General features: G+C 34.2%; 25 protein-coding genes. 14 read left to right on the top strand and 11 right to left on the bottom strand.

The window, feature by feature from the left end:
• Positions 1-377: 377 nt before the first annotated feature.
• The 3 genes from ACN0QX_RS06795 to hemL are packed head-to-tail and all read left to right on the top strand — an operon-like array spanning position 378 to position 3,385.
• Positions 378-1,268, top strand: coding sequence for a 1-aminocyclopropane-1-carboxylate deaminase/D-cysteine desulfhydrase (locus ACN0QX_RS06795; RefSeq protein WP_417195976.1), 891 nt, complete (start codon positions 378-380; stop codon positions 1,266-1,268).
• Between the two features lie 2 nt (positions 1,269-1,270).
• Complete coding sequence (locus ACN0QX_RS06790; RefSeq protein WP_417195975.1) at positions 1,271-2,086, top strand: glucosaminidase domain-containing protein; 816 nt, start codon at positions 1,271-1,273, stop codon at positions 2,084-2,086.
• 12 nt (positions 2,087-2,098) lie between these two features.
• Positions 2,099-3,385, top strand: a complete 1,287-nt coding sequence (gene hemL, locus ACN0QX_RS06785) for a glutamate-1-semialdehyde 2,1-aminomutase (RefSeq protein ID WP_417195974.1) — start codon at positions 2,099-2,101, stop codon at positions 3,383-3,385.
• 62 nt (positions 3,386-3,447) lie between these two features.
• Here hemL and ACN0QX_RS06780 read toward each other — a convergent pair whose 3' ends face one another.
• Positions 3,448-3,837: a hypothetical protein gene (locus ACN0QX_RS06780; protein WP_248395367.1), complete on the bottom strand. Its 390-nt coding sequence runs from the start codon at positions 3,835-3,837 to the stop codon at positions 3,448-3,450.
• Positions 3,838-3,948: 111 nt separating this feature from the next.
• Complete coding sequence (locus tag ACN0QX_RS06775; RefSeq protein ID WP_248395366.1) at positions 3,949-4,404, bottom strand: hypothetical protein; 456 nt, start codon at positions 4,402-4,404, stop codon at positions 3,949-3,951.
• Between the two features lie 308 nt (positions 4,405-4,712).
• Between ACN0QX_RS06775 and ACN0QX_RS06770 the strand changes: the two genes are divergently transcribed.
• Positions 4,713-5,168, top strand: a complete 456-nt coding sequence (locus ACN0QX_RS06770) for a hypothetical protein (RefSeq protein WP_417195973.1) — start codon at positions 4,713-4,715, stop codon at positions 5,166-5,168.
• A 90-nt stretch (positions 5,169-5,258) separates the two neighbouring features.
• On the opposite strand, the gene ACN0QX_RS06765 is transcribed toward ACN0QX_RS06770, so the two are convergent.
• Together ACN0QX_RS06765 and ACN0QX_RS06760 are read right to left on the bottom strand one after the other, a co-directional pair.
• Entirely contained in the window at positions 5,259-6,500 is a 1,242-nt protein-coding gene (locus ACN0QX_RS06765; protein WP_248395363.1) for a fibronectin type III domain-containing protein, read from the bottom strand.
• Positions 6,501-6,613: 113 nt separating this feature from the next.
• Positions 6,614-7,282: a uracil-DNA glycosylase family protein gene (locus ACN0QX_RS06760; RefSeq protein ID WP_417195972.1), complete on the bottom strand. Its 669-nt coding sequence runs from the start codon at positions 7,280-7,282 to the stop codon at positions 6,614-6,616.
• A 64-nt stretch (positions 7,283-7,346) separates the two neighbouring features.
• Here ACN0QX_RS06760 and ACN0QX_RS06755 point away from each other — a divergent pair, with 64 nt between their 5' ends.
• Positions 7,347-7,478, top strand: coding sequence for a 30S ribosomal protein THX (locus ACN0QX_RS06755; RefSeq protein ID WP_066254547.1), 132 nt, complete (start codon positions 7,347-7,349; stop codon positions 7,476-7,478).
• 19 nt (positions 7,479-7,497) lie between these two features.
• Here the strand turns inward: ACN0QX_RS06755 and yaaA are convergent, their stop codons facing one another.
• The 3 genes from yaaA to ACN0QX_RS06740 all read right to left on the bottom strand — a co-directional run bounded on the left by yaaA (position 7,498) and on the right by ACN0QX_RS06740 (position 9,998).
• On the bottom strand, positions 7,498-8,256 hold the full coding sequence (gene yaaA, locus ACN0QX_RS06750) for a peroxide stress protein YaaA (protein WP_417195971.1): 759 nt from the start codon (positions 8,254-8,256) through the stop codon (positions 7,498-7,500).
• Between the two features lie 135 nt (positions 8,257-8,391).
• Positions 8,392-9,432 (bottom strand): RluA family pseudouridine synthase, encoded by a 1,041-nt coding sequence (locus ACN0QX_RS06745; protein ID WP_417195970.1) that lies wholly within the window; start codon positions 9,430-9,432, stop codon positions 8,392-8,394.
• A gap of 2 nt (positions 9,433-9,434) precedes the next feature.
• On the bottom strand, positions 9,435-9,998 hold the full coding sequence (locus ACN0QX_RS06740) for a PASTA domain-containing protein (protein WP_417195969.1): 564 nt from the start codon (positions 9,996-9,998) through the stop codon (positions 9,435-9,437).
• Between the two features lie 167 nt (positions 9,999-10,165).
• Between ACN0QX_RS06740 and ACN0QX_RS06735 the strand changes: the two genes are divergently transcribed.
• Both ACN0QX_RS06735 and coaD read left to right on the top strand, forming a co-directional pair.
• Complete coding sequence (locus ACN0QX_RS06735; protein ID WP_417195968.1) at positions 10,166-11,143, top strand: D-alanine--D-alanine ligase; 978 nt, start codon at positions 10,166-10,168, stop codon at positions 11,141-11,143.
• A gap of 55 nt (positions 11,144-11,198) precedes the next feature.
• Positions 11,199-11,654 (top strand): pantetheine-phosphate adenylyltransferase, encoded by a 456-nt coding sequence (coaD, locus tag ACN0QX_RS06730; RefSeq protein ID WP_248395357.1) that lies wholly within the window; start codon positions 11,199-11,201, stop codon positions 11,652-11,654.
• On the opposite strand, the gene ACN0QX_RS06725 is transcribed toward coaD, so the two are convergent.
• Positions 11,655-13,319, bottom strand: coding sequence for a SulP family inorganic anion transporter (locus ACN0QX_RS06725; protein ID WP_417195979.1), 1,665 nt, complete (start codon positions 13,317-13,319; stop codon positions 11,655-11,657).
• A 98-nt stretch (positions 13,320-13,417) separates the two neighbouring features.
• Between ACN0QX_RS06725 and ACN0QX_RS06720 the strand changes: the two genes are divergently transcribed.
• The 4 genes from ACN0QX_RS06720 (at position 13,418) to ACN0QX_RS06705 (ending at position 18,670) form a co-directional block, all read left to right on the top strand.
• On the top strand, positions 13,418-15,154 hold the full coding sequence (locus tag ACN0QX_RS06720; protein WP_417195967.1) for a M14 family metallopeptidase: 1,737 nt from the start codon (positions 13,418-13,420) through the stop codon (positions 15,152-15,154).
• Between the two features lie 134 nt (positions 15,155-15,288).
• Positions 15,289-16,734, top strand: a complete 1,446-nt coding sequence (locus tag ACN0QX_RS06715) for a RimK family protein (protein WP_376861649.1) — start codon at positions 15,289-15,291, stop codon at positions 16,732-16,734.
• Positions 16,735-16,736: 2 nt separating this feature from the next.
• Positions 16,737-17,963, top strand: coding sequence for a glutamate-cysteine ligase family protein (locus ACN0QX_RS06710; protein ID WP_417195966.1), 1,227 nt, complete (start codon positions 16,737-16,739; stop codon positions 17,961-17,963).
• Positions 17,960-18,670: an N-formylglutamate amidohydrolase gene (locus tag ACN0QX_RS06705; protein ID WP_417195965.1), complete on the top strand. Its 711-nt coding sequence runs from the start codon at positions 17,960-17,962 to the stop codon at positions 18,668-18,670. The genes ACN0QX_RS06710 and ACN0QX_RS06705 overlap by 4 nt, the downstream gene beginning before the upstream one ends.
• A 27-nt stretch (positions 18,671-18,697) precedes the next feature.
• Here the strand turns inward: ACN0QX_RS06705 and ACN0QX_RS06700 are convergent, their stop codons facing one another.
• Positions 18,698-20,968, bottom strand: a complete 2,271-nt coding sequence (locus tag ACN0QX_RS06700; protein ID WP_417195964.1) for a T9SS type A sorting domain-containing protein — start codon at positions 20,966-20,968, stop codon at positions 18,698-18,700.
• A 178-nt stretch (positions 20,969-21,146) separates the two neighbouring features.
• Entirely contained in the window at positions 21,147-21,728 is a 582-nt protein-coding gene (locus ACN0QX_RS06695) for an NUDIX hydrolase (protein ID WP_417195963.1), read from the bottom strand.
• Positions 21,729-21,856: 128 nt separating this feature from the next.
• On the opposite strand from ACN0QX_RS06695, the gene pyrE reads away from it, so the two are divergent.
• Complete coding sequence (pyrE, locus tag ACN0QX_RS06690) at positions 21,857-22,501, top strand: orotate phosphoribosyltransferase (protein WP_376861641.1); 645 nt, start codon at positions 21,857-21,859, stop codon at positions 22,499-22,501.
• Positions 22,502-22,544: 43 nt separating this feature from the next.
• Positions 22,545-22,940: an SRPBCC family protein gene (locus ACN0QX_RS06685; protein ID WP_417195962.1), complete on the top strand. Its 396-nt coding sequence runs from the start codon at positions 22,545-22,547 to the stop codon at positions 22,938-22,940.
• On the opposite strand, the gene ACN0QX_RS06680 is transcribed toward ACN0QX_RS06685, so the two are convergent.
• The gene (locus ACN0QX_RS06680; protein WP_417195961.1) at positions 22,941-23,672 is read right to left on the bottom strand and encodes a biotin--[acetyl-CoA-carboxylase] ligase; all 732 of its coding nucleotides are present in this window, start codon (positions 23,670-23,672) and stop codon (positions 22,941-22,943) included.
• 95 nt (positions 23,673-23,767) lie between these two features.
• On the opposite strand from ACN0QX_RS06680, the gene rsfS reads away from it, so the two are divergent.
• Positions 23,768-24,139: a ribosome silencing factor gene (rsfS, locus tag ACN0QX_RS06675; protein WP_248395341.1), complete on the top strand. Its 372-nt coding sequence runs from the start codon at positions 23,768-23,770 to the stop codon at positions 24,137-24,139.
• Position 24,140 lies beyond the last annotated feature (1 nt).

Genomic DNA, 24,140 nt, shown 5'->3' with positions numbered 1-24,140 from the left:
TGTTATTGGATGATTTTGAAAAATCCCAATAAATAAGGCTTTCAGGAATGTTGGAGTTTGATACATTGAGAGTTTTGGTTGTAATACTGAAGTTTTCTGCACAAGGATAGTTTTGTCCAAATGCATTATAAAAAAACATCATAAGTAATACTACGGAGAGTAATTTTTTAATCATGAGCTACTATTTGAGGTTTGTTAAATACAAATTGTATTTTCACCAAATCAAATAGGTGTTGTGCGGTAGGTTTTGGGGTTATTAGTCATGTAATCATCGTTTAAATGTTAAAAAACTGATAATTCATTATAATATTGTGAAATATACTAAAAAAAGTAAACTACAAAACTATAAAGCATAAATATTTATTAAAATTTATATAATGTTCGAGATTTCTGGAAATTTAAATGTTCGTATTGATAATCAGCTTTTTGTAAAACCGGACTATTTGGTGGATCCATTTATATCAGGGAACAAGTATCGAAAGTTAAAATACAATATTATTGAAGCTAAAAAGCAAGATGTGCAAACACTTTTAACTTTTGGAGGTGCTTATTCAAACCATATTGCAGCCGTTGCTGCGGCCGGAAATCGCTTTAATTTTCAAACTATAGGTGTAATTCGAGGGGAAGAATTATCTAAAGAAATTCAGAAGAATCCAACCTTAAAGTTTGCAAAATCGCAAGGCATGCAATTTTATTTTGTTTCACGGGACACATATCGGGAAAAAGAAACAGAAACATTTATTGAGAATTTAAGGAATAAATTTGGCGAATTTTATTTCATACCTGAAGGTGGTACAAATGAATTAGCTATAAAAGGTTGTGAAGAAATATTAACGGAACAGGATACGGAATTCGATTTCATTACGTCTGCAGTGGGAACGGGTGGTACTATTTCTGGATTAATAAATTCAGCAAAAGCACATCAAAAAATTCTTGGTTTTCCTGCCCTTAAAGGTGATTTTTTACGGAAAGATATTAGTAAATTTGCAAAGCGGGAAAATTGGGATTTAATTTCGGATTACCATTTTGGAGGTTATGCTAAAATAAATTTGGAATTAATTAGTTTTATTAATGATTTTAAGCAACAATTTAATATACCATTAGACCCCATTTATACAGGAAAAATGGCTTTTGGAGTATGCGATTTGATAAAAAAAGGATATTTTCCTAAAGATGCTAAAATACTAATGATTCATACGGGAGGCCTACAAGGAATTAAGGGTATGAATCGTATTTTAGAAAAGAAGAATATGATAAAAATTCAATGAAAATGAAGCGAGTACTAGTAGTAGTTTGTATGGCATTAATTGTTTTTAGTTGTGGTTCTAAAAAACGAGCAGCTTCTAAATCCAAGAATAAAACCAAAACGGAGCGGGTTGTAAAAACGCCAGAGGTGAAAAAACCAACGGTGGAAACGCCATCAGAATATCCTGTTAAAAAAAAGGTGGTAATAAGCAATAGTCCTATTGATGATTATATTGCATTGTATAGTGATATTGCTCAAGAAGAAATGCGCTTATACCAAATTCCAGCTAGTATTACTTTAGCTCAAGGGATTTTAGAATCCAGTTCGGGTCGCGGTCGTTTGGCAGTTGAAGCTAACAATCATTTTGGAATAAAATGTCATGAATGGACAGGTGCTAGAATTTATCATGATGATGATGCCGATCAAGAATGTTTCCGAAAGTATAATGATGCCAAATATTCCTATCGTGATCATTCACTATTCTTGAAGGAACGTAAACGTTATTACAAGTTATTTGAATTGGAAATTGACGACTATGAAGGCTGGGCTAAAGGTTTGAAAGCTGCAGGATATGCAACGGATAGAAAGTACCCTGATAAATTAATTAGTCTTATTGAGCGTTATGAATTGTACAAATATGATGAAATAGTTACTGGAAAAAAAACACGAGTTGCTGAAGTTAGTTCATCTATGGAATCTTCTCATCGAGTGGTTAAAGGAGACACCCTTTATTCACTTTCAAAACGCTACAATACAACCGTTGAAAATTTAAAACGCCTCAATAATTTATCATCTAATAATTTAAATATTGGAGATTTAATAGTGGTAAAATCTAATTAAAGTATAAATTTTATGCAATACAAAAGAAGTAGTGCGCTTTTTGCACAAGCTGAAAAAGTAATCCCAGGTGGTGTAAACTCTCCCGTAAGAGCATTTGGAGCTGTTGGAGGAACGCCTATTTTTATAAAAAAAGCGCATGGACCTTATTTAATAGATGAAGATGATAATCAATATATCGATTACATTAATTCTTGGGGCCCCATGATTTTAGGTCATGCTTTTCCACCCGTAGTTGATGCGGTCGTTGAAAAAACAAAGCTTGGAACATCCTTCGGAACACCGACGGAAATTGAAACTAAAATTGCTGAATTGGCGGTTTCCATGGTTCCTAATATTGATAAAATTAGATTTGTAAATTCGGGAACCGAAGCTTGTATGAGTGCTGTTCGTTTAGCACGTGGTTTTACAGGAAAAGATAAAATTATAAAGTTTGCCGGTTGTTATCATGGTCATAGTGATAGTTTTTTAATTCAGGCAGGAAGTGGTGCTGTAACCTTCGGATCACCAAATAGTCCAGGTGTAACACAAGGTACAGCTAAAGATACTTTATTAGCTAATTTTAACGATTTAGAAAACGTTAAAGAATTAATTCAAGCAAATATTAATGAGATAGCCTGTATTATTTTAGAGCCTGTGGCAGGGAATATGGGATGTATTCCTCCTAAACAAAATTTTCTACAAGGCTTAAGAGATTTATGTACAGAACATAATATTCTTTTAATTTTTGATGAGGTTATGACGGGTTTCCGCTTATCAAAAGGAGGCGTTCAGCAATTATATGGTATTAAAGCGGATATCGTTTGTTTTGGAAAAGTAATAGGAGGCGGTTTACCAGTTGGTGCGTTTGCAGCTCGTGAAGAAATAATGAATCATTTAGCGCCGCTAGGGCCTGTTTATCAGGCAGGAACATTAAGTGGTAATCCGTTAGCTATGGCGGCTGGTTTGGCAATGCTACAGGCATTGAATACGGATGATGAAATTTATAGACGCCTAGAAGAAAAAACAGCCTATTTGCATAATGGGATGTCTAAAGTTTTAACTGAAAACAATATCGTTCATACCATTAATAGAGTTGGTTCCATGATATCTGTTCATTTTTCAGATACCCCTGTTGTTGATTTTCAATCGGCTGCCAATGGAAATAATGAAACCTTTAAAAAGTTTTTTCATGGTTTGCTAGATGGTGGTATTTATATAGCGCCAAGTGCATTTGAAACATGGTTTATTACAGATGCTTTAAGTTATGATGATCTGGATAAAACAATTGAAGTAGTTGGCAAAGTAGCTAAAACTTTATAAATTAAAAAGCGATCTGAATTTCAGATCGCTTTTTTGTAACACTCATAAATTAAAGCTCCTACTTATATAGGAAGCATTTTACTGAATTCTTCTTTCTGATCGTCATCTAAAACCTTTTTCATGTCATTTTGAAATTTCGGTTCATCTAATAATGCTCTTGAAATATCATCCAAATTATCACTGGACCCCGATCCTAAAAGTTTACTAGCAGAATCTCCAATTAATTTTTGAAACTTCGGTGATTTCAACTGACTTACTACTAAATCTGAAGCCATTTTTTGTTGCGATTCATTTAAATTTAATTTTTTGGCAAATTTTCTAACTTGATCTCCAGCTATTTGATCAATCATAGAGCTGGATTCGCTAGATGCCGTAGTGCTTAAACTGTTTAAATCTTGTGCAGAAAGCTGCATACCTATTAAAGCCAATACAATAACTAGTAATTTTTTCATAATAGAGTTTTTTTAGTGATTGTAATTTAGCGATATTTTTTTTAATATAAAAAAAGGCAGATATTTTAATTCATATCTGCCTTTTAGTAAACTAATTAACCAACTCAAATTTTATTTTCCATGTTTTTTCTGCTTTCTTGAATTGCGTCCTTTTTCCATGCGTTTCTTTTGAAGCTTCTCCCATTTAGCGTATTGCTCATCATTTAAAATCTCTTTCATTTTAGCTTTCATAGCAATTTGCTTATCCAACCTGTCATTTTTCATTTTAAGCTTGTCGTCTTTCGAAACTGACTTCGCTTCTTTTTCTTTCTGAAATTCTTGACGCTTTTCCATCATGGCTTTGCGTTCTTTTGCGGCTTCCAGGTTCAATGTCATAACTTGTTTTTGTTGTTCTTTCGTTAAATCTAAATCCAACGTTAATTTTTTAGTTTGCAATTCCGCCATCTCTTCTGGAGTGTACGCTTGCATCTTTTCAGCTCGTTCACCTTTTTTATGCATTTGTTTTTTGTCTTGAGCAGATAATTGAAAAGTTACTAATGCTAAAGCAATTAAAAATATTTTTTTCATGATTTATAAGTATTAAAGTTTGTACATATAAGACATGGAAATATTAAAAAGGTTTAATGTTATAATTTTAAGTGTTAGATTTTGGTTGGTAATTACAGTGTAAAAACAAGGTGTCACTCTATTTCAAACTATATAAATAAGCAGAGATAAGAGCTATTATCTAAATTGAAATTGCCTTTGGAAGTTTTTTTGTTCTGAACTGCTAAGTATTCTTAAATTCAGATGTTTAGTGTTAAATATTTCTAAATAAATGAAACCTTTTAAGGTCTTTTAAGTCTAATAGATAAATATTAATATATAAACAGAAAATGAGACATTTATTAGTCATAAGCGGATTATTACTTGCAACAAGTACAACCGTGGCTAGCAATTTAGTAACTGATAATTTTACAACCAATCCACACAAGCACAAACATAATCATGTTTCAAATAATTCTGTAATTAGCATTCAGGATGTACATGTAATTGAAATGGATGAGCCTATTGATTTAGGTTTTGATGTCAAGCAATATTTGCCTAATAATTTTAATCCTTTAGAGGGTAAGAATGATATTAATTGGAAGGAAACTGTTCTGATAGATTTACCAGAAGATATAAATTTAGGTTTTGATACGCATGCCTACTTGCCAAAAGACTTTAACCCATTAAAAGGCAAAGACGATATTAATTGGGAAAAAGTTTCTTTAATAGAAATAGAAGAAGATGTTCAGTTTAATTTCAATATCCAGGATTATTTACCTAAAGGGTTTAATCCTAATAAATAAATTTAGTTTTTCATATTAGTTTTAGTTGGTTAGTTAAAAACCCAATGATAGCGATATCATTGGGTTTTTGTTTCTCTACTTTATAACCTACTATAAGGAGTTTAAATATTGGCGAATTAAATCATAACCTTCACTATGAACAATACTAGTGCCAATTAATGGCATACTAATACCAGGATTATAATTACGCATACGATTATCAATACTGCCTTTGCGTTCAAGAATCATGGATTCAGCAAAAGGAGTTTCGTATGTTAAACGTAATTCAGACTGGAATTCGCAATAGCCACCATCGGAATGACAATGTGCACAATTAACATCAAAATAGGCGCGAGAACGCTCTTCAATTGTATAGCTAGTGTCTTCCCAATTTGGCAATGTCGTAACGCTTGAAGGGTCTGAAAGGTTTGATAAATGTCCAGCATTAATAAAATCTTGAAGCTGATTATTAAAATTCATAGTCCTCATTTTTGGTCCAATAGGCGTAATTATATTACTACTATTATGGCAGTTAATACAGTCTTGCATGGACGGAACACCATAGTTGATAGTGTTAGTGGTTCCGCTATCGTCAATAAAGGATACAGGAACGGTATGTGCCATATCATCCAAAACGGCATCCGTTTGGTTGGCATTCCACTTATAATTTCCTAATTCCCAAACACCATTAATTTTAATTAAAATTCGCGTTTCAATAATTGTTTTTCCTAATGATTCGTCACGCTCATCATTATTGTAATAAAAAGTTTTTGATATAACCGTATTATCTGGAAAATCTGGAAATCCGTTATCCACAAAATCCATAGTTGTTCCTGGAGGCAAGGCTATTAAACGCTGTTTGTGCGCGTAGTCTGTAAATAATGGCGTATTTAAGTTGTATTCAAAAGCACGAGAGCTTGGTGTTAAATCGTTTAGGTTTCCTGCAAATAAATTCAAATCCGAAAGATTTGGAAGGAGTTCTGGAATCACTAAAGGAGCAGAGGTGGTAAAGTTGAAAACATCCGAGTACATACTGGAATTATCAATGCTGCAAATTGTTGTAATATAAACATCATAACTCGTATTGGCGGCAAGATTCGTTAGCATAACAGAAGTTTCAGCCCGATTAATAGTGGTGCCTGAACCTAGCATAAAGCCAGATAAACCGTATTCAACGGTAAAAGAAGTTGCGCTGTTGGCGTCGGTCCAAATTATTTCAGCACTTTCAAATGTTATGGTATTAGCAATAACACCTGTTGGTTTGGCACATTGTTGAACCGTTACTGGGTCATCATCATCGGAACATGAAACAATAAGTAGGAAGGCAAAAAGGAGTAGTAAATTGTTTTTCATTATTGATTAATTTTTTAACGGTTGTTAAAATAGTATTTTTCAACTTCAGATTATATATAAAATCGATAAAATTCTGATAATTCCTGTCTAATCCGCAATAATGGCGTTTTTTTCTAGATAAATTCGCGATACTGCATTACCCGAAAATCGAAGGTATTAAAGTCAGGATTGCTTGCCTTTAAATGCTTGTAAAGTGGCAACCTACTTATAGAAATATTGGCTGCACCAGACCCAGAAGTCAAGGAAACTGTTTTGATAATGCGTTCTGTGGATTCTGTGTTCATATTGAATTGATGAATTCTTGGAACCTCATTAGAAAGCACTTCCAATTTCAAATTATAAGTTTTTAAATGCTTTCGGAAGAAGTATTCTGGACCGTTTTTACTGTTTCCTCCTGTAAATAACAAGGTGTCAATATTTGGGTATTTCTTTAAATAACCCAAGATATCCCGCAATATGATGTTTGTCATGCCTAAATCCGATGCGTCTATTTTTTCACGTTCCGCACTTTCTACAATGTCACAAACACCAATTTTATGCTGAATTAAAAACTGTTGGCGTTCTATAATGGCTTCTTCAGAATTGTCATAACGAAAATTTAAATTATGAATTTTATCAATAAACAACCACAGACTATTATAATAACTCCCATAGCAGAAATCGACGTCCTTTTCAAGCAAATCACCAGTAGAAAAACGTGGTGGTGGTAAGGTGCCCACAATTAATTTGGTGGTATCCTCTTGAATAAAAGGTTGGTATGGATGCTTATGAAAGAATGTCATTTTTGTTTTTAAAGATGATAAATTTATTGTAATTTATAGCTTAAGTTTTAAATACAAAAATGACATGGGAAAAGGTGATAAAAAAACAAAACGCGGTAAAATTAATCGCGGTTCGTATGGTGTAAGACGTCCACGAATTAAGAAGCAAGTACGTCCTGAAGAAAAAATAAGTGTTGATAAAAAAGCAAAGGCTTAAACCCTTCTTGCCAATGCAATTATCTGGTGAAAACTAATTTGTTTGAGCTGGATAGTTCATAGCTCAAACCATAACCCTCTAAATTGAATGCTTTAACATCATCTAAAGTTTCAGCGTTTTCATCAATAATAAACCGTGCCATTAGTCCTCTTGCTGCTTTAGCAAAAATACCAATGGTTTTATATTTGTCGTCCTTAAATTCTTTAAAGTCCACATCTATAACAGGAACTTTTAAAGCTTTTGTATCAATGGCTTTAAAATACTCATTACTAGCTAAATTCAAAAACAGCTCATCATCCTCTAATTCGTCATTCAAGGATTTAGTGACTTTCTTCTTCCAAAACTCATATAAGTTTTTGTTTTTGCCAACTGCTAATTTGGTGCCCATTTCCAATCGGTAAGGCATAATTAAATCCAAAGGTTTTAAAACGCCATACAATCCTGACAAAATCCGAACTGTATTTTGAAGGGAATCAATTTTTTCTATTGGAATCGTATACGCATCCAAACCACGATAAACATCGCCATTAAAGGCGTAAATAGCTTGTCTGGCAGAACCTTCCTTAAATGGTAGTTCCCATTCTTGGTTCCGGTCGTAATTCAACTGGCTTAAATTATCGGAAATACTCATAAGCTTCGACAAGCTTTTAGGAGATTTCTTTTTCAATAGTCCATTTAAACGTTCCGATTCTTTCAAGAATACGGATTCCGTAGATTTAGATGTTGGTAATTTGCTATCGTAGTCTAAAGATTTGGCTGGAGATATTACAAGTTTCATAAGTATGTAAAAGTCCTATAATTAGGAATTGATTTTAAAGGTTCGTAACTTTTTTGTGTTTACCAAAGTTACAACTCACATGGCATAAAATCAATTTCTAATTTTATTCTTTCCCAATAAACCTATAGAAGAAATTTATTCTGAATCTTGATGCTTGGAATAATTACGCCACTTTTCAATACAGTCTTGCATATCTTGTGGAATTTCAGAATCAAATCTCATCATTTCGCCTGTTTTAGGGTGTACAAAACCTAACGATTTAGCGTGTAAGGCCTGTCTTGGTAAAATTTTAAAACAATTATCTACAAACTGGCGGTATTTTGTAAAGGTGGTTCCTTTTAAAATGCGTTCGCCACCATAGCGTTCGTCATTAAATAAGGTGTGACCAATATGTTTCATATGCACGCGAATTTGGTGTGTACGGCCTGTTTCTAATTTGCAAGAAACCAGGGTTACGTAGCCTAAGCGTTCCAAAACTTTATAATGCGTTACTGCTGGTTTTCCTTTGTCGCTCTCATCACCAAAATACACGGTATTTTGTAATCTGTTTTTTGGATGTCTACCAATATTGCCTTCTATGGTGCCCTCTTCCTCTTCTATATTTCCCCAAGCAATAGCTATATATTCGCGCTCGCTAGTTTTATCAAAAAACTGCTTGGATAAATGGGCCATAGACTCTTCATTCTTGGCAATTACTAGCAAACCGCTGGTATCTTTATCGATTCTATGAACCAATCCTGGACGGTTACTGGAGTTGTTTGGTAAGTTTTCAAAATGATAAATTAAGGCATTTATCAAGGTTCCAGAATAATTTCCATGCCCTGGATGTACTACCATACCAGGTTCTTTATTGACAACCAATAAATCGTCGTCCTCATAAACAATGTTTAAGGGAATGTTTTCGGGTGTCAGCAAATACTCATAAGGTGGATGCTCAAAAAGCACCCGAATTTTATCAAATGGTTTTACTTTGTAGTTAGATTTTACTTGCTCGTCATTTACATAAATATTGCCGCTTTTTGCAGCAGCCTGAATTTTATTACGCGTGGCGTTTTCAATAAAATTCATTAAATATTTATCAATCCGAAGCGGTGTTTGCCCTTTTTCGGCAGTAAAAGCGTAGTGTTCGTATAAATCGTCTTCTTCGCTTTGATTTTCTGGAGTATAGTCTGCCATAATTAGTTTGAACCTGGTCTGTTTCCGTTACCTAAAACCAAATCGATTTTAGATGTTTTAGGCAATTCATCGCCTTCTTTTATTTCTTTACCGCTGTACATTAATTTTACCACTTCATTTTCACCTAAATAATCGGTAAAGGTTATCGTGCCAATAGCAAAGCCAAGCGCTTCCAATGTTGGTTTGGCTTGTCTAAATGTTTTTTCTTTTAAATTGGGAATTTTCACCTTTCGGAATCCTGATGGATTTAAGGTTACATAAATTTTTCGGCCATCTTTAACCTTCTCGCCAGCAATAGGGTCTTGCTCAATCACTGAAAATTTTGGATAATCAGGATTAAAATTTGAAGAATCTAAAATTTCTAATTTTAAATTGTTTTCGTTTAACTCCAAATTGGCCACACCAATAGATTTTCCTTTTAAATCGGGAACGGTTTCAAACTCACCATGATTGGTGGTAACATTTAGCCATTTTAATAAAATGAAACAAATAACTACTAAACCAACAATGGCTAGAATAATTTGAATTAGGAATGTTTTACTCGTCAGAAATTTTAAAAGACTCATGGAAACGGATTTGTTGGGCAAATATATAAAAACAGAACTGTTTTTAGTTTTGATTTATTAGTGATATTTTAGCTTAACTAATAATAGATACGTTTTATTGTTAGTTTTAGACTTAAATTGATTCGTAAACTTTAAATATGACGCCTTTAATTGCCGAAATATAGCCAATGAAAAAGAATATTGCCATTATTATGGGTGGTTACTCTAGTGAGTACGAAATTTCCCTAAAAAGCGGAAACGTGGTTTATAACGCTTTAAATACTTTAGATAACTATCATGTTTTTCGCATTCATATTTTTGAAAATAAATGGGTTTTTGTTTCGGATACGGAAAAGGAGTTTCCAATTGATAAAAATGATTTCTCGGTTATCGTTGATGACGAAAAAATTACTTTCGATTGTGTTTTTAATGCCATTCACGGATCGCCTGGCGAAGATGGTATTATGCAGGCTTATTTAGAGTTGCTGAACATTCCGCATACCAGCTGTGGTATGTATCAGGCGGCTTTAACCTTTAATAAACGCGATTGCTTAAGCGTTTTAAGGCCTTATGGAATTAAAACGGCCGAAAGTTATTATATTAATCTAGGTGATGTTATTGATGAAGATGCCATTATTAAAAAAGTAGGTTTGCCTTGCTTTGTTAAAGCGAATCGTGCTGGGAGTAGTTTTGGAATTTCAAAAGTTTATAAAAAAGAGGAATTCAAAAAAGCGTTAGAAGTTGCTTACAAAGAAGATGATGAAATTATTATTGAATCCTATTTAGATGGGGTTGAAGTGTCTGTTGGTGTTATTTCCTACCAAGGCGAAATTATAGTATTGCCAATTACTGAAATTGTTAGCGAAAATGATTTTTTCGATTATCAAGCTAAGTATTTAGGGCAATCTAAAGAAATTACTCCTGCACGAATTTCAGAATCCGATGCCGAGAAAGTGCGTGCTTTAGCAAAAAGGGTTTATGAAATATTAAAAATGACGGGCTTTTCCCGAAGTGAATATATTTTTAAAGATGGCGAACCACATTTATTGGAAGTCAACACTGTTCCAGGATTAACAAAAGCTAGTATTTTGCCACAACAAGCGGCAGCTGCTGGAATTTCGTTAGAACAATTATTTCAGAATGCCATCGAAGAAGCGTTGAAATAGTGTTTAATTTGGCTTAAAATAATTATTAAGTATCTTTAATGTTTAGGAGTAAATTATGAAAAAAGCTGTATTTCCCGGATCTTTTGATCCATTAACTTTAGGTCATTACGATATTATTAAACGCGCTATCAAACTGTTTGATGAGGTTATTGTTGCCATTGGTGTGAATGCGGATAAAAAATACATGTTTTCATTAGAAGAACGCATGCGGTTTATTGAAGAATCATTTGCTGGCGAACCGAAAGTAAAAGTGGTTTCCTATGAAGGTTTAACAGTCGATTTTTGCCTGAAAAATAACGTCCAATTTATACTTCGTGGTTTGCGTAATCCCGGAGATTTCGAATTTGAAAAAGCCATAGCGCATACCAATCGCGATTTAGCACCTATAGAAACCGTGTTTTTGTTAACGGCTGCGAATACGTCCTATATTTCATCATCCATTGTGCGCGATGTGATTCGTAATCAAGGCGATTATACCAAATTAGTACCCATTAGTGTTCGGGTAAAATAGTTATTTAAACTTGTATTCTGAAAGTGGTTTTGGAAACTCTTCAGGGTTCGCTGCTAAATGGTATCTCGGGTCATCAACCGCTTCAACAATAACTTCCCTGAATTTCGGACTAGCCTTATACATGAGTAATTTGCAATCTTCGCTTAAGTGTTTCAATTTAATCGATTTTCCTTCGGCTTCATATTTTTCAACTAAATTAAAAATAGCTTCTAAAGCAGAATGATCACTAATTCGCGATTCAACAAAGTCAATTTCAACATATTGTGGGTCATTTTTAGGATCAAATTTTTGATTAAAAGCTGTTATACTTCCGAAAAATAATGGACCCCAAATTTCGTAAACTTTGGTGCCATCCTCACGCATGCGTTTTCTGGCGCGAATACGTTTGGCATTCTCCCAAGCAAAAGCTAATGCCGAAATAATAACACCAACAAAAACGGCAATGGCTAAATCGAATATAACTGTAACGGCTGAAACGATTATGAGTACAAAAGCATCGGATTTTGGAATTTTTTTAATAATGCGAAAACTAGACCATGCAAATGTTTCAATAACCATCATAAACATAACACCAACTAGTGCTGCAATTGGTACTTGCTCAATTAATTTATCTGTAAAAAGTATAAAAGTTAACAGCGTTAGAGCCATTACGATACCTGAAAGACGACCACGACCACCAGCGTTAATATTAATTACCGTTTGTCCAATCATACCACAACCTCCAGTTCCACCAAAAAGACCTGACATAATACTTCCAGCTCCTTGAGCAATACATTCTTGGTCGCCATTACCTCTGGTGTCCGTTAATTCGTCTACCAAATTCATGGTCATTAATGATTCTATTAAACCAACAGAAGCGGCTAAAAATGCATAGGGAAGAATAAAATTTAGCGTGTCCCAATTAATTGGAAGATTTTGCCAAAGCTCTAAATTAGGTGTAGGAAATTCACCTTTTAAGCCTGTTCCACCACCTTCAATAATGTATGAACCAACCGTTGAAACATCTAAATTGAATCCGATTGCAATAAATGTGGTAACTAATATAGCCGTTAAAGCCGCAGGAATTTTTTTAGTTATTTTTGGTAAAATGGTCATGATGGTCATGGTTAAAAATACCAAGCCTAACATTAAATAGAGTTCAGCGCCTTCCATATAGGTGCTTACGTATTCCTTAACGCCATCGGTAGAAACTACTAATGATTTATGTGTAAACATTTTTACTTGAGCCCAAAAAATAACAATAGCTAAACCGTTTACAAAACCCAGCATTACGGAGTGCGGAATTAAACGCACAAAACGTCCCAACTTAAATACACCGGCTAAAATTTGAATAATTCCCATTAAAATAACGCAAGCCATTAAGTAGAAAAAACCCATATTATCTACAGGCTGATCAAAAAGAAGCCCTTTTGTATGTCCATCAGCAATCATGGTGACAAAAATTACAGCAACAGCACCAGCAGCGCCAGAAATTAAACCTGGCCTTCCTCCAAAAATTGCAGCAATTAATCCAATAATAAACGCACCAGAAAGTGCCATAAGTGGGTCTATTTGCGCCACAAAAGCAAATGCTACCACTTCTGGAATCATTGCTAATGAAACGGTTATCCCGCTTAAAATATCATTTTTAGGATTTGTTGTAAATTTTCGAAAAAATTGAGTCATCATTCTTTTTTTTGAGGGTGCAAAAATACAGTTAATATAAACACCTACAAGATTATATTGTGATAAATTGTTTAAGTTTACTTATTAAAATTTCAAATATGATTCGTATTAGTCAACTGTTAGTCATTTGTTTGACTTTCAGTTTTTTACAGGCGCAAAGCAAAAAAGATGATTTTATAACGGTTTTTGAGGCAAGCAACGGAACGGAAACGGCTACATATTATCAAACCATTCAATATTATTCGGATTTGGCAAATGCCTTTCCTCAAATTCAACTGCAAGCTATTGGAAAAACAGATTCTGGTGAGCCTTTGCATATTGTGACTTTTAATGTCGATGCTAAATTTAGTTTCGAAACCATTCGTGAAAATAAACGTGTATTATTAATCAATAATGGCATTCATCCTGGTGAAAGCGATGGTATAGACGCGACGATGATGTTATTTCGTGATTTGGCTCAAGGAAAAATTCCAGCACCAAAGAATACCGTTGTAGTTACCATTCCTATTTATAATGTTGGCGGAAGTTTAAATAGAAATTCAGGAACGCGTGCCAATCAAAATGGTCCTAAAGCATACGGCTTTCGTGGCAATGCACAGAATTTTGATTTGAACCGTGATTTTATAAAAAACGATACCGAGAATGCTAAAACCTTCGCTCAAATTTTTCATTTGGTAAAGCCGGATGTTTTTATAGATAATCATGTAAGTAATGGCGCGGATTATCAATATGTGCTAACTCATTTGTTTACCCAACATAATAAGTTAGGCGGTGAATTGGGGAGTTATTTACAAAACACCATCATGCCCGCACTGGAAGCGGATTTACAAAAGAAAGATTGGGATATTACACCTTATGTGAATGTTTTTAATCAAGTTCCGGAAATTGGATTTAGTCAGTTTATGGATTACCCACGCTATTCAACGGGATACACCGCACTGTGGAATGTTATTGGAATGATGGTTGAAACACATATGTTAAAACCATACAAACCACGTGTGGAAGGAACCTATGAACTGATGCGAAGTATGATTGCTATTATTGAAAAAGAAGGCGATCATATATCGAAATTGCGCCAAGCTGCATTTGAAGCTTTTAAGAATCAGAAAATGTATCCGTTAGATTGGGAAGTAGATACCACAAAATCTACCACCTTAAACTTTAAAGGTTTTGAAGGAAATACTATAACAAGTGAGGTAACAGGAAAGGAGCGCTTAAAATACGATAGAAACAAACCTTTTGAAAAACCGGTTGCTTATCAGAATTATTTTAAACCAACGGTTGACGTTGCCGTTCCAAAAGCCTACATCATTCCACAAGGTTGGCACAGAGTAATTGATTTATTAAAACTGAATGGTGTTCAAATGAATCGTTTTGAAAAAGATACCACACTAGCTGTAGAATCCTACAAAATAGCCGATTTTGAAACACGTAAAAGTCCGTATGAAGGCCATTTTCAGCATTATAAGACATCTGTTACAGCATCTGAAAATAACCTCTTATTCAGAAAAGGTGATTATTGGATTTCTACCAATCAAAACGCCGTACGTTATCTCGTAGAAACATTAGAACCTCAAGCACCAGATTCCTTTTTTAATTGGAATTTCTTCGATACCATTTTACAGAAGAAGGAAGGTTTTTCGCCTTATGTATTTGAAGATACGGCTTCAGAATTATTGGCGTCTAATTCAGAATTAAAAGCAGAATTTGAAGCTAAAAAACAAGCTGAACCAGAATTTTCTAATAATTGGTATGCGCAATTAAATTGGTTATATGAACGCTCCAACAATTATGAGCCAGCGTATTTGCAATATCCTGTTTATCGCGTGAAATAAATATGTTTTAGCATTTTGATACTGTGTTGCTTAAACGTTATATTTCATGTGTAAAAAATTTTTAACGCCATGTAAAAGCTATTGAAAAATAATCTAATTTTGTGTAAAATTTATATCGCGCTTATGCGTTTTTAATGAACAAATACATTGTTGTTAATCAACCAGAAAAATGGAATTTTTCGATTGAGAACATTACCGTGATTTCATCACAAGATTACCTGACCAACCCGCAGTTTTCACTTTTAAAAAATGCACGAATCTTTAACTTGTGTAAAGATTATTCGTACCAATCTAAAGGATATTATGTGTCGCTTTTAGCAGAAGCTAGAGGGCATTTAGCCATTCCTACGGTTAAGAATATTGTGGATTTAAAAGCACTAAAACTCGTCCGAATCATTTCCGATGAGTTTGATGATGTGATTCAGCAGAGTCTTAAAAACATCAAATCTCAAGACTTTACCTTAAGTATTTATTTTGGGCAAAATGTGGCTCAAAAATATAAGGAATTAAGCACCTTATTTTACAAGCATTTTCAAGTGCCTTTTTTACGGGTGAAATTTAATCACACCACCAAATGGCATGTGCAAAGTATTCGTGCTATCGCCGAATCGGAAATTCCGGAAGAACACATGTCAAGTGTGCATGCATTTGCAAATCAGTATTTTGCCAAAAAACGCTATGATACACCCAAGTTAATTAAGTCGGATTTCGATTTAGCTATTTTGGTGAACCCAAATGATCCAGCGCCTCCTAGTAATGCTAAAGCACTTAAGAAATTTATTGATGTAGCCGAAAAGATGAATATTTATGCCGAAATAATCGAGCCTAAAGATTTATCGCGCTTATCATCTTTTGATGCCTTGCTAATTCGCCAAAGCACCGAAGTGAATAATGAAGCTTACGCATTTGCTAGAAAGGCCCAACAAGACGGGATTGCTATTGTAGATTATCCCGACGCTATTTTAAAATGTTGTAATAAAGTTTACATGGCAGAAGCTTTAAATAATGCGAATATTGCCACACCAAAAACCATTATTGTTCATAAGGATAATAAAAACGATGTTATTGCGCAAGTCGGTTTGCCTTGTGTGTTAAAAGCACCAGATTCTACTTTTTCGTTTGGTGTTAAAAAAGCTAAAACCGAAGACGAGTATCATGTGCTTGTTAACAGCATGTTGAAAGAATCGGATTTAATTATAGCGCAGGAATTTTGCCCATCGGATTACGATTGGCGCATTGGAATTATTGATGACAAACCCTTTTTTGCTTGTAAATATTATATGGCAAAAGGCCATTGGCAAATTTACAATTGGGATGCCAAAAAGAAAGATGATCAAGATGGTAATGCTGATTGTTTACCAATAGAAGACGTACCAAAAATAGTATTAGATATGGCTTTGAAATCTGCCAAGTTAATGGGGAAAGGGCTTTATGGTATTGATATTAAGGTGGTAAATGAAAAACCGATGGTTATTGAAATTAATGACAATCCAAATATAGATTTTGGTGTAGAAGATCGTTATTATGGCGATACCATTTATGTAAAAATTTTAACAGCTTTAAAAAATAGATTGGATTAAGAATGAGAGCTAAAAGATATCATTTATTTGAAGTTTACGGTATTGAACTGGAGTATATGCTCGTTTCAAATACGTTTAAACCGGCAGCTATTGTTGATAAGTTACTTGCCAAAAAAGCGGGTGAAATAACATCCGATGTGGAAAATGGAGCCATAGCTTGGAGTAATGAATTGGTGGCTCATGTGGTAGAATTAAAAACCAATGGACCAACAGCCGATTTAAATGGATTGTCCGAATCGTTTCATAAAAATATTATTGAAATTAATCAGATTTTAAAAGAATTTGATTCAAAATTACTGCCAACTGCTGCACATCCATTATTGAATCCGTTGATAGATACCGAACTTTGGAAACACAGTTACAGTGAGGTTTACGAATTATACAATCGGATTTTTAATTGTAAAGGACACGGTTGGAGCAATGTGCAAAGCACACATATTAACTTGCCTTTTTTTGATGACACTGAATTTGAAAAATTACATGCCGCCATTCGTGTTATTTTGCCACTTATTCCTGGTTTGTGTGCAAGTTCGCCAATTTTAGAAGGAAAAAACACTGGCTTTAAAGATGCCAGATTGGAATACTACAAAACCAACCAGAAAGAGATCCCAGAATTGACAGGTTTGGTTATTCCAGAACGTGCTTTTACCAAGTTAGATTATTATGAAACGGTTTTCGAGCCTATAAAACGCGCCATAAAACCTCACGATACCAATAATATTTTAGATCATCACTTTTTAAATTCTCGTGGTGCCATTGCACGTTTTGATAGAAATGCTATTGAAATTCGTTTGGTTGATATTCAAGAATGCCCGAAGGCCGATATGGCTATTTGCGCCCTTATTATTGCTGTTTTGAAGTTTTTAGTAGACGAAAAATTCACCACTTTACAAGAGCAGAAAAAATGGACGAAGGAAGATTTATACGCTCTATTAAATCCGATAATAAAAGAAGGTGAATACTATGAAGTTTCAAACCTTGACTACTTGAAGTTATTTCAAGTGGAAAAAGGTATGACGGTTCAAGCGTTATGGCAACACCTTTTTCAGCTGACAAAAGATTCTATATGTGAAGTTCATTATGAAGCTTTGGATTGTATTTTAAGTGAAGGCACCTTGGCAACGCGTATTTTAAAAGCCATAAATGATGATTATTCCGAAACACATATTAAAAATGTCTATTGGGAATTAACAAATTGTCTGCATAAAAATGCCATGTTTAAACCGTGAAATTGGTTTTAACTTGTGAGCATGGCGGTAATCATATTCCTAAAGAATATAAAGGGTTATTTATAAATCAAGAAGCTATATTAAACACGCATCGTGGTTTTGATTTGGGCGCCTTGGATGTCTTTCAAAGCTTAAAACCAATAGCTGATTTTTCTAAATTTAGTACTACAAGTCGCTTACTAATTGAATTAAACAGGTCATTGCACCATAAAAATTTGTTTTCTGAATTTACAAGCGAACTTTCACAAGCAGAAAAGCAGAAAATAATAGCGCAATATTATAAGCCGTATCGAGATGCTGTAGAAGGTGTCATTTTACAATATATACAAGAAGGCGAAACCGTTATTCATATTTCTATTCACAGTTTTACACCCATTTGGAAAAAGGTAGAAAGGCGGGTTGATATTGGTTGGCTATATGATTCTCGAATTCCAAAAGAAAAAGATTTTTGTAAAGTGTTTAAAGCAGAAATATTGAGAATCAGCAATAATTATGACATTCGCTTCAACCAACCGTATTTAGGGAGGTCAGATGGATTTACAACTTATTTAAGAAAGCAGTTTTCAGCAAATTATATAGGTATTGAGATTGAAATTAATCAGAAGTATTCTCGTAATAATCAAATGGCTAGCGAGTTGAAAGTAGCACTTTTAACAGCATTAGATGTTTGTAAGAAAAAAGGCTTCCAAAATTTTGGAAGCCTTTAATGACATTTTTCTTTTTCAATTTTTTATTTATTTATTCACCATTATTTTCTTGATGATTGTTCGATAATCCGATTCAAACGATATGATATACATGCCGTTTGCTAGATTTGTTGCATCAATTTGACCAGATCCATTATTCAAACTGTTGTTTAAACCAGTTGCAACTTGTCTACCGCTCATGTCACGCATCTTATAAGTCATAACTTCATCATCAAAGGTTTGAATACTTACGTTTAAAGTTGACTTAACAGGATTAGGATATAGACTTATTTCAGCGTTATTTGCAATGAAATCGTCTTCAAACGTTTTATAACTGCTGTAGTCTTTAATGTAATTAGTCACATCAGCAGATTGCAATCCGGCATCTTTATGGTAGTAATTATTAAAGAAACTACAGAACCAGTTGTAGCCTAATACCAAATTTACAGCGCCATGAACATCTAAAGATGCACAAATATCATTATTGTTAATCAAGTTGACCACATCAAACCCTGTAGTTTCACCCGGAACAACAATACTTAAATCTAATGTTTCCGGATTATATACCAAACTGTGTATTCTGTAGAAACCTCTATCGGTAACATCAAAATTTGGTGTTACTGATACATTTAATATGGTTAATGAGAATGCTTCAGTTAACACGAATAATTGCTCATAACCGTCAGGAGTTTCAGCAGGTCTATTTTGCATGGCTTCAATACTGGCCATACCAGACATGAGGCAGGTAATTGGACTGCTAGAATACATGGTTCCAGCTTCTGCTGTACAGGATTCTTCCATTACTGTAACAGGTGCACCAGCAACATCAAGAGATGCACAAATATCGCCACCACCTTGAGAGATTAATCCAAGTACGTCTACACCAGTTGTAACACCAAGTTCTACAATACCTAAATCTAAAGTATTAGGATTGTAAACTAACGTGTGAATGGTGTAGTTTCCTGCTTCGGTTACTTCAAAATTAGGTTCAGCACCAGCGTTTACGATAACTAAATCATCACCTTGCGTTAAAACATAAATTGAAGAATAGCCATCCGGAATATTGATATCACCGTTAGGTGTTGCAGAAATTGTAGTAGCACCATCAACTAAAGTTGCCATATCCATATCAGCTGTTAAGGTTCCAGCCATTGGGTTTTCAACAGAAACAGGAGCGCCAGCTACATCAAGAGCAGCGCAAATAGTTCCACCGCCCGGAATAATAAGTCTGAAGACATCAAAACCGGTTGTAACACCGAATTCTAGGATACCTAAATCTAACGTGTCCGGATTATACACTAACGTATGTATGGTATAATTACCACCTTCTGTAATCTCAAAACTTGGTTCTGCACCAGCATTAACAATTACTAAACCTTCGCCTTGTGTTAATACATAAATAGACGAGTAATCATCAGGAATAACAGCATCGTTATTAGATGTGGCAGAAATAGTCGCCATACCATCAACTAAACAAGCCGTGTCCATGTTTGCCATAAGTGTTCTGGCGTCAGCTTCACAGCTTTCAACTGTAACAGGTGCACCAGTCACATCAAGCGATGCACAAATATTGCCACCACCTTGAGAGATTAATCCAAGTACATCGACGCCAGTTGTTACGCCAAATTCTACGATACCAACATCCAACGTATTTGGGTTGTAAACAAATGGGTGGATAGTATAGTTTCCAGGTTCTGTAACTGGGAAAGATGAAATATCATCACCATCCACAATAACCAGTTCGTCACCAAGAGTTAAAACAAATCCAAGAGTAAAGCCATCTGGAATTACTGCGTCACCGTTCGGTGTCGCTGAAATAGTAGCCATACCATCAACTAAAGACACGTTAGGCATGGTTGCTGTTGCAGTTCCAGAAAAAGCATTACAAGTTTCTGTTACTGTGAAGGTTATCATTTCTCTGTCACAGCGCTGACCGTAGCCATTGTTATATCTGTGAAGATCCGCACGAATAGTAAAAGTACCAGTTCCTAGATTCCAAGCACGATTACCTGCCGGATACGTGTAAGGCTCCACATTTTCCGTAATGTAATCGTATTCATTGGTATTATCATTTCGAACGGCATACCGGACACTCTGTGAGTAGCCATCAACTAATAGATTGATAAAAGCATTTGAGGGTATGTCTGTAATGTTATAGACCCCTCCATTTTCAATGGCCATGCTTTCGGAGCCATTTGAAAATTCAAATCCATTAATTTCCCCACAATTGTTACTTGCATAAGACTGAATGGAGAAAATAAATAAGAACAAAAGTAGGATGGTAGATTTGGGAAATCTGAATGTAGTTTCTAATTTCATCGTATTTTTGTTTAAGGATTATTTAATAAAGTTAAACAAAAAAGAAATAGCAAACAATGTTTTTTAAAAAATAGACATAAAAAAAGCATTGTAAAAAATTGTATATGAGTAATTTAAGATGTGGTATGCCTAGTGGATTAAGCTTTTAAGGAGGTTTTACTTTATTAAAAAAAAAAAATTAAAAAAGTAATTTAATATTGGCATAACTATTTTTCAAAGCTTCTTGCGCTTCTGCTTCATTCAGCCAAGCAACTTTGGTAATGCCTTCATTTTCTTGAGGTTCTAATGCGCCAGAGTAGGAGGTGGACATCTCAAACCAATAGGTAATTTTGATTTTGTATTTACCATTGCGCTTAAATATATGATACGTTGTTTCAAGTGGTTTGGTTATTTTTAAACCTTCAACACCTGTTTCTTCTTCAACTTCTCGAGTGGCAGTCGTTTCAATAGATTCTTTCTTTTCAGTTTTTCCCTTTGGTAAATCCCATTTATCATTTCTGAAAATAAATAGAATTTCTCCTTTTTCATTATATACTTTACCGCCACCAGCAATAACATTCGGCAATTTTTTAAGGAATTTTTTAAGAAGCTTTTCTTCCTTGGAATGTATGAGATGAACTTCCTTAACGGATTTTTTGTTCAAATCTTTAATGACTTTGGAGATAGCAACAGATTTTAACAAGTAGTTTTTGAAAGATGATTCCTTTTCAACCTCTGTTGTTAAGATAATAGGTTTATCATTAACAAAAACTTTGTACATAGCGTTTATTGTTGCAATTAGGTTTTGTAAAAATATTAAAAATAATAGGATAGCAATAGATTTAAAAAATTAATTTTAAATCATATTTTAAAAATGCAGATTACGTAAAAAAGTGTAATTTTGCAGCTATGATTTTTAATAAAGACACTGCCAGAAAAACTGCCGAAGTTCTACTTCAGGTAAATGCCATAAAATTACAGCCTACAGAACCCTTTACATGGGCTTCGGGATGGAAATCGCCTATTTATTGTGATAATAGAATTATACTTTCTTATCCACCAATCCGAAATTACATTCGTGAAACCATGGCCAAGCAAATTGAAAAACAATATGGCAAACCAGATGTTATTGCCGGTGTAGCAACTGGAGCTATAGGTATTGGTATGTTGGTTGCGGAATATTTGGGGTTGCCATTTGTATATGTTCGACCTGAAGCTAAAAGTCATGGTCGCCAAAACCAAATTGAAGGACATTTGGAGCCTGGACAAAACGTGGTTGTTGTTGAGGATTTAATTAGTACGGGACAAAGTAGCTTAAATGCTGTTCGCGCTTTAAAAGAAAATCATGCGAATGTTAAAGGCATGATGGCCATTTTTACTTATGGTTTTAATATTTCAAAAGAAAATTTTGAGAAAGAGAATGTGCATTTAACAACCTTAAGTGATTACAATTCACTTTTAGATGAAGCCTACCATACTAATTATATATCCACTAAAGAACAAGCTATTTTAGCTTCTTGGAATGCCAATCCAGCAGAATGGAACGCTAATTGATAGTATTAAAACAAATATTACAAACTTATATTATATACTTATTATGAATTTAGAATCTCCAAAAACAACTATCAATAAATCACCTGAAACGGTGTTTAACTTCTTGTCAGATATTAAAAACTTTGAAAAATTAATGCCTGATAACATTAGTAAATTTGAAGTGTTAGGCGAGGATAAATTTTTATTTGCATTAAAGGGAATGCCCGAAATTATTCTTAAGAAAAAGGAAATGATACCACCAAATAAAATTGTTCTTGGAGCTGCTGGTGGAAAATTGGACTTTTCTTTAATCGGGAATATAACAGAAATTGATGCAAATACAAGTGAAGTACAACTTCAATTTAGCGGCGAATTCAATGCTATGATGGCCATGATGATAAAAGGGCCTATTTCAAAATTTATTGAAACATTAGCTAGCAATATGCCAAAAGCTGTATAATTAATATAGCAGCGTAACTTCTTTTAACTCATACTCGGCAATTATTTCATCTTCTAATAAAACGCGAAGATTTCCTAAACTTGTCACACCCTGAATGTATCCTGTGAATAAATTACCTTCATGATCTTTAAAGGTTGAAGGCTTGTTTTTTCTAAACAGGTAACTTTCGTATGTTTCTTTTAAAAGTTTGTGTTGATTGGTTTTTAACTGATTGAAATAAAATTTTAAATTGGTTACAATGCTTAACAGTAATTCATCAGTGTTTAAAGGCGTGCCTACAATTAGCTGTAAGGAAGTTGCATTAGGAAGATCTTTAAATTGCGTTTGGTTAACATTGAGTCCAATACCTATTATAGTACCTCCAAAAGCATTTTGTTTAACGGTGTTTTCTATAAGAATGCCACAGATTTTTTTGTCCTCTGACAAAATGTCGTTAGGCCATTTTATGCTTAGTTTGGGTATTAAAAACTGTTGCAAGGTTTTAATTAGGGCTAACGAAGTAACCATACTTATAAAGAAATTGTCTTGAAAACCCAAGAATGAAACGTTCTTGAACACGCTAAACATCAGGTTCTTACCGGTTTCAGACTGCCAGTTTGTGCCACGTTGCCCGCGTCCATGAGTTTGGTGCTTGGCGCTAACAATAGTATAATCTGCCAAGGTGCTGTTTGTACTTAATGCTCTTAAATACGAGTTGGTAGAATCGGTGGCATCAAGTTTGATTATATGCATTCGGTGAATTATTGACTATACAGGTAAAATCTTATGATTTTTTTACGGTATAAAGAACTAAAAAATAATAACTTTGCACAAATTAAATTAAGTGAATGGCAAAAAAACAAATCAATGCAGACCAATTGATAGCTACTATTTTAAGCGGAATTGAGGACGTAAAAGGAAAAGACATAAATATATTAGATTTACGCGAGATTGAAAACACGGTTTGCGACTACTTCATTATATGCGAAGGTGCTTCGAACACACAAGTAAATGCCATTGTAAATTCCATCCAGAAAAAAGTAAGTAAAGAATTGAAAGATAAGCCTTGGCATATTGAAGGTTCGGATAATGCTGAATGGGTTTTAATGGATTATGTGAACGTAGTAGTTCATGTTTTTCAGAAGCACATACGCGAGTATTATGATATTGAAAGCCTTTGGGGTGACGCAAAAACAACGGTAATTGAAACAAACTATTAAG

The sequence above is a fragment of the Bizionia sp. genome, from assembly GCF_048259285.1.
GTDB lineage: Bacteria > Bacteroidota > Bacteroidia > Flavobacteriales > Flavobacteriaceae > Algorimicrobium > Algorimicrobium hallyeonense.
Note: the sequence above shows the minus strand (reverse complement) of the source record. Positions and strands in the feature narration are given on the sequence as shown.

Excerpts from the sequence above, each read along its gene's own strand:
- ACN0QX_RS06795 (WP_417195976.1), top strand. The coding sequence starts at position 378 with ATGTTCGAGATTTCTGGAAATTTAAATGTTCGTATTGATAATCAGCTT.
- ACN0QX_RS06790 (WP_417195975.1), top strand. The coding sequence starts at position 1,271 with ATGAAGCGAGTACTAGTAGTAGTTTGTATGGCATTAATTGTTTTTAGT.
- hemL (WP_417195974.1), top strand. The coding sequence starts at position 2,099 with ATGCAATACAAAAGAAGTAGTGCGCTTTTTGCACAAGCTGAAAAAGTA.
- ACN0QX_RS06780 (WP_248395367.1), bottom strand. The coding sequence starts at position 3,837 with ATGAAAAAATTACTAGTTATTGTATTGGCTTTAATAGGTATGCAGCTT.
- ACN0QX_RS06775 (WP_248395366.1), bottom strand. The coding sequence starts at position 4,404 with ATGAAAAAAATATTTTTAATTGCTTTAGCATTAGTAACTTTTCAATTA.
- ACN0QX_RS06770 (WP_417195973.1), top strand. The coding sequence starts at position 4,713 with ATGAGACATTTATTAGTCATAAGCGGATTATTACTTGCAACAAGTACA.
- ACN0QX_RS06765 (WP_248395363.1), bottom strand. The coding sequence starts at position 6,500 with ATGAAAAACAATTTACTACTCCTTTTTGCCTTCCTACTTATTGTTTCA.
- ACN0QX_RS06760 (WP_417195972.1), bottom strand. The coding sequence starts at position 7,282 with ATGACATTCTTTCATAAGCATCCATACCAACCTTTTATTCAAGAGGAT.
- ACN0QX_RS06755 (WP_066254547.1), top strand. The coding sequence starts at position 7,347 with ATGGGAAAAGGTGATAAAAAAACAAAACGCGGTAAAATTAATCGCGGT.
- yaaA (WP_417195971.1), bottom strand. The coding sequence starts at position 8,256 with ATGAAACTTGTAATATCTCCAGCCAAATCTTTAGACTACGATAGCAAA.
- ACN0QX_RS06745 (WP_417195970.1), bottom strand. The coding sequence starts at position 9,432 with ATGGCAGACTATACTCCAGAAAATCAAAGCGAAGAAGACGATTTATAC.
- ACN0QX_RS06740 (WP_417195969.1), bottom strand. The coding sequence starts at position 9,998 with ATGAGTCTTTTAAAATTTCTGACGAGTAAAACATTCCTAATTCAAATT.
- ACN0QX_RS06735 (WP_417195968.1), top strand. The coding sequence starts at position 10,166 with ATGAAAAAGAATATTGCCATTATTATGGGTGGTTACTCTAGTGAGTAC.
- coaD (WP_248395357.1), top strand. The coding sequence starts at position 11,199 with ATGAAAAAAGCTGTATTTCCCGGATCTTTTGATCCATTAACTTTAGGT.
- ACN0QX_RS06725 (WP_417195979.1), bottom strand. The coding sequence starts at position 13,319 with ATGACTCAATTTTTTCGAAAATTTACAACAAATCCTAAAAATGATATT.
- ACN0QX_RS06720 (WP_417195967.1), top strand. The coding sequence starts at position 13,418 with ATGATTCGTATTAGTCAACTGTTAGTCATTTGTTTGACTTTCAGTTTT.
- ACN0QX_RS06715 (WP_376861649.1), top strand. The coding sequence starts at position 15,289 with ATGAACAAATACATTGTTGTTAATCAACCAGAAAAATGGAATTTTTCG.
- ACN0QX_RS06710 (WP_417195966.1), top strand. The coding sequence starts at position 16,737 with ATGAGAGCTAAAAGATATCATTTATTTGAAGTTTACGGTATTGAACTG.
- ACN0QX_RS06700 (WP_417195964.1), bottom strand. The coding sequence starts at position 20,968 with ATGAAATTAGAAACTACATTCAGATTTCCCAAATCTACCATCCTACTT.
- ACN0QX_RS06695 (WP_417195963.1), bottom strand. The coding sequence starts at position 21,728 with ATGTACAAAGTTTTTGTTAATGATAAACCTATTATCTTAACAACAGAG.
- pyrE (WP_376861641.1), top strand. The coding sequence starts at position 21,857 with ATGATTTTTAATAAAGACACTGCCAGAAAAACTGCCGAAGTTCTACTT.
- ACN0QX_RS06685 (WP_417195962.1), top strand. The coding sequence starts at position 22,545 with ATGAATTTAGAATCTCCAAAAACAACTATCAATAAATCACCTGAAACG.
- ACN0QX_RS06680 (WP_417195961.1), bottom strand. The coding sequence starts at position 23,672 with ATGCATATAATCAAACTTGATGCCACCGATTCTACCAACTCGTATTTA.
- rsfS (WP_248395341.1), top strand. The coding sequence starts at position 23,768 with ATGGCAAAAAAACAAATCAATGCAGACCAATTGATAGCTACTATTTTA.